The 3,894-nt window shown below is 72.8% G+C and carries 4 protein-coding genes; 3 read left to right on the plus strand and 1 reads right to left on the minus strand.

Annotated features, from left to right (window positions below; translation table 11 throughout):
* A partial coding sequence (locus R3F55_25965) for an AAA family ATPase (protein ID MEZ5670818.1) occupies nt 1-518 on the minus strand: 518 nt, incomplete at its 3' end.
* Between the two features lie 142 nt (nt 519-660).
* Between R3F55_25965 and R3F55_25970 the strand changes: the two genes are divergently transcribed.
* From R3F55_25970 to R3F55_25980, 3 genes are all read left to right on the plus strand, one after another.
* Nucleotides 661-1,668 carry a sterol desaturase family protein gene (locus R3F55_25970; GenBank protein ID MEZ5670819.1) on the plus strand — a complete coding sequence of 336 codons (1,008 nt, stop codon included), beginning with the start codon at nt 661-663 and terminating at the stop codon, nt 1,666-1,668.
* A gap of 27 nt (nt 1,669-1,695) precedes the next feature.
* On the plus strand, nt 1,696-3,129 hold the full coding sequence (locus R3F55_25975; protein ID MEZ5670820.1) for an MBOAT family O-acyltransferase: 1,434 nt from the start codon (nt 1,696-1,698) through the stop codon (nt 3,127-3,129).
* Nucleotides 3,104-3,894 (plus strand): hypothetical protein (locus tag R3F55_25980; protein MEZ5670821.1); only part of this gene is annotated, 791 nt, incomplete at its 3' end. The genes R3F55_25975 and R3F55_25980, both read left to right, overlap by 26 nt.

The following is a 3,894-nucleotide window of genomic DNA, read 5'->3' on the forward strand; positions in this document are numbered from 1 at the left end:
GCATGGGCCTGGCGCTCGAAGCCGTGGAAGGCCGGCGGCCTGTCCAGCTCGTAGGTCGAGGCGTGCAGCTCCGGCAGCACCGACGCCGGGATTACCGTGCGCAGCACCTCGCGGATCGTGTCGGTGGTGACCACGCGCGCGATGCCCAGCCGGTTGGCCAGCCGGGTGGCAACGGTCGACTTGCCGACGCCCGGCGCGCCGGACAGCACCACGACCACCGGCCGGCCGCTGCGCTTGGCCGCGCGCCAGGACCGGTAGCGCTGGCCATAGGACGGGTCCGCCATGCGGTCGATGGCGGCGGCGGCCAGCGCCGCCAGCTCGTCGGCCGCGATTTCTCGCGGCCCCTGCGCATCGAGGTCGCGCTGGATGCGGCTGGCGATGGCATAGGCCTGGTCGGTCGGCAGGCCGGTGGCCAGGATCGCGCTGGCCATGATCCCGCGCGAGAACGGCAGGTGCAGGCCGACGCGGTCGCGGACGGTGACGACGGCGGATTGCGACGCGACCGGGTCGATCGGCATGGCGGTCCTCGGCTGGGGTGGAGGCGGCTTGCCGAGAGATGGGGTGCGCGCGGCGCGGCGGCAATCCACCGGCCGCCCGTTCACCGACTGTCAAGCCGTCGGCGCTAGGCTGGAGGCCGGTTTCCCAGGTAGGCGGCCGCGGATGGACTGGCTCTACGACTACGGCGTGCATGCCGCGGTCAACTTCCTGCTGAATTTCGTCGGCCCGGATGCCTTCCTGGGCCCGCTGCCGGTGCTGGTGGCGCTGGCGCTGGCGCTGGCGGTGATCGCGGTGCGGCTGCGCGGGCGCCGCTCGGTCGGCCGCCTGCTGCGCATCGCCTTCCCGCGCCGCATCTTCCTGCACCGCTCGGCCCTGCACGACTACGCGCTGTTCGCCATCAACGACGGGTTGCTGTTCGTCGTCACCGGCGCCGTCCTGCTGACGCCCGGCTTCGTCAGCGAGGCGCTGCAGGCCGCCGCCGGCTGGCTCGGCTGGAGCGCACCCGCCGCCGCCGGCACGCCTTCGGCGGTCGAGTTGGTGCTGTTCACCCTGTGGCTTACGCTGGCCTGGGACTTCTCGGCGACCTACGCCCACTACCTGAAGCACCGCGTGCCGCTGCTGTGGGAGTTCCACAAGGTGCATCACAGCGCCGCGGTGATGACGCCGGTCACCGCCAACCGCCGCCACCCGCTGGAGGCGGTGTTCGGCGGCATCGTCTCGGCGCTTGTGCTGGGTGCGGCGGTCGGGCTGTGGCAGCTGCTGTTCGGCCCGGCGGTGACCCAGCCGCTGACCATCCTCGGCGCGGCCGCCGGCGTGTATCTGTGGCGGCTGCTCGGCTACAACCTGCGTCACAGCCACGTGTGGATCTCCTACGGCCCGTTCTGGAGCCGGGTGTTCATCTCGCCGGCGCAGCACCAGGTCCACCACAGCGTCGACCCGCGCCACTACGACACCAATTTCGGCCACATCTTCGCGGTCTGGGACCGGCTGCTCGGCACGCTGTACGTGCCGGCCCCCGGCGAGCGGGTCCGCTTCGGCATCGCCGACGCCGACATGGCGCGGATGGCGACGCTGCGCGGCCTCTACCTGGCGCCGTTCGCGCAGAGCGCGCGCCTGCTCGCCGCGCCGTTCCGCCGCCGGGCCGCGCTGCGCCCGGCCGGGCGCGGCTAGCGGCGCAGGCCGCGGCGGGCCGGCGCCATGCTGTTCAGTTCGCTCGAGTTCATCGCCGTGTTCCTGCCGGTGGCGCTGGCCGGAACCGCGCTGGCGGTGCGGCTGGGCGGGCGGGCCGCCGCCGTCGCTTGGCTGATCCTGGCCTCGCTGGCCTTCTACGGCTGGCACCATCCGCCGCACCTGCTGCTGCTCGGCGCCTCGCTGGCGATCAACTTCCTGTTCGCGAGGGCGCTGGCGCGAAGCCGGTCCGGCCTGCTGCTGGCGGCCGGGGTCGGCTTCAACCTGGCCGCCATCGCCGTGTTCAAATATGCCGGTTTCCTGGCCGAGACGGTGGCCCTGCTCGGCGGCGGCCCGGCCACCCTGCCGGCGATCGCGCTGCCGCTGGCGATCTCGTTCTTCACCTTCCAGCAGATCGCCTATCTGGCCGACGTCCACGCCGGCAAGGCGCAGCCGCACAGCTTCGGCGACTATGTGCTGTTCATCGTCTTCTTCCCGCAGCTGATCGCCGGCCCGATCGTCCACCATGCCGAGTTCGTGCCGGAACTGGCCGGCCGCGGCTTCGCCCGCTTCCGGCCGCAGGACGTGTTCGCCGGGCTGGTGCTGTTCGGCATCGGCCTGGCCAAGAAGACGCTGCTGGCCGATCCGCTCGGCGCGCTTGCCGACCCGATCTATGCCGCCGTCGGCCTCGACGTGCCGGTCAGCATGGCCGAGGCCTGGGTCGCCGCGCTGGCCTATGCCGGGCAGATCTACTTCGACTTCTCCGGCTATTCCGACATGGCGCTCGGACTCGGCCGGCTGTTCGGCATCCGCCTGCCGGTCAACTTCGATTCGCCCTATCGCGCGGCCAACATCGCCGAATTCTGGCGGCGCTGGCACATGACGCTGTCGCGCTTCCTGCGCGACTATCTCTACATCCCGCTGGGCGGCAACCGTCACGGCCAGGGCCGGCGCTATCTGAACCTGTTCTTGGTGATGGCGCTGGGCGGGCTGTGGCACGGCGCCGCCTGGACCTTCGTCGCCTGGGGCGTGCTGCACGGGCTGTACCTGGCGGTGCACCGTGCCTGGCGGGCGCTGGCCGGCAGCCGGGTGCGCATGGCCCCGCCGGCGGCGGGCTGTCTGACCTTCCTGGCGGTCACGGTGGCCTGGGTGTTCTTCCGCGCGGCCGACTTCGGCCAGGCCTTCGCCATCCTGGGCGCGATGGCCGGGCAGGGCGCGGCCGACGCGCCGCTCTCGCTGGCGCTGGCTGGCGACGCCTGGCAGCGCTATGCCGCGCTGGCGCTCGGCTATGCGCTGATCTGGTGCGCGCCAAACGCCAACCGCATCGTCGCCGCGATCGAGGACGGCGCCATCCGGCCGGCGCGGCTGCCGTGGCTGGCGGCCGGCGTCGGTGCGGCGACGGCGGTGTCGCTGGGCGCCATCTACGCAGTGGGCAGCTATGAGTTCATCTATTTCCAGTTCTGACGCCATCGGCCTGGCCGGCGCCGGCGCGCGCGCCTCGGCACCCGGCTACGGCCGGCTGATCGGCATCTTCGCGATGAGCCTGGGCCTGGTGGTGGCCGTCATGGCGCTGGCGACCGAATGGCTGCTGCGTACCCAGGTCGAGCCGCAGGACAGCTGGGCCTTGCACCAGCGGCTGTTGCAGGCGCCGGTCGCGCCCGGGCTGGCCTTCGGCGACAGCCACGTCGCCCGCGGCTTCGACGCGCCTGACGGATGGCTCAACCTGGCCTATCCGTCGCAGACGGTCGAGCAGATGGCGGCGGATGTCCGCGCCGCGCTCGCCGTCGGAACGCCGCAGCGCGTGATCCTGCAGGCCGACCCGCACATGTTCGCGCCCTATCGGCTGGTCCGCGAAGGCGCGGAGGACGGCGCCCAGGCATCGTCGGGTCCGCTGCTGGCCGACCCGCGCCACCGGGCGCAGCTGGTTGCCTATTGGGCGGCCTTCGTCGCGTCGGGGGGCAGCCTGCAATCGGGCATCGAGCAGACGCCGCGCGGGTCGCTGCTGTCGCCGGGCGACCTGTCCGGCCTGCCGGCGCGCCGGCAGACTTTCGACGCCCGCGCCCGCGCCGCCACGCACCACCCCTATGCCGGATTTGCCGACAGCGGCAGCGCCGCCGCATACGAGGCGGTCGTCGCCGAGCTGGCCGCGCACGGCGTCGCCGTCTGCCTGGTCAGCCTGCCGGTCTCCCCCGCCTATCTGGACGGCCTCGCCGAGACCGCCGCCGGCGG

The organism is Alphaproteobacteria bacterium (assembly GCA_041396705.1).
In the GTDB taxonomy this organism is placed as follows: domain Bacteria; phylum Pseudomonadota; class Alphaproteobacteria; order CALKHQ01; family CALKHQ01; genus CALKHQ01.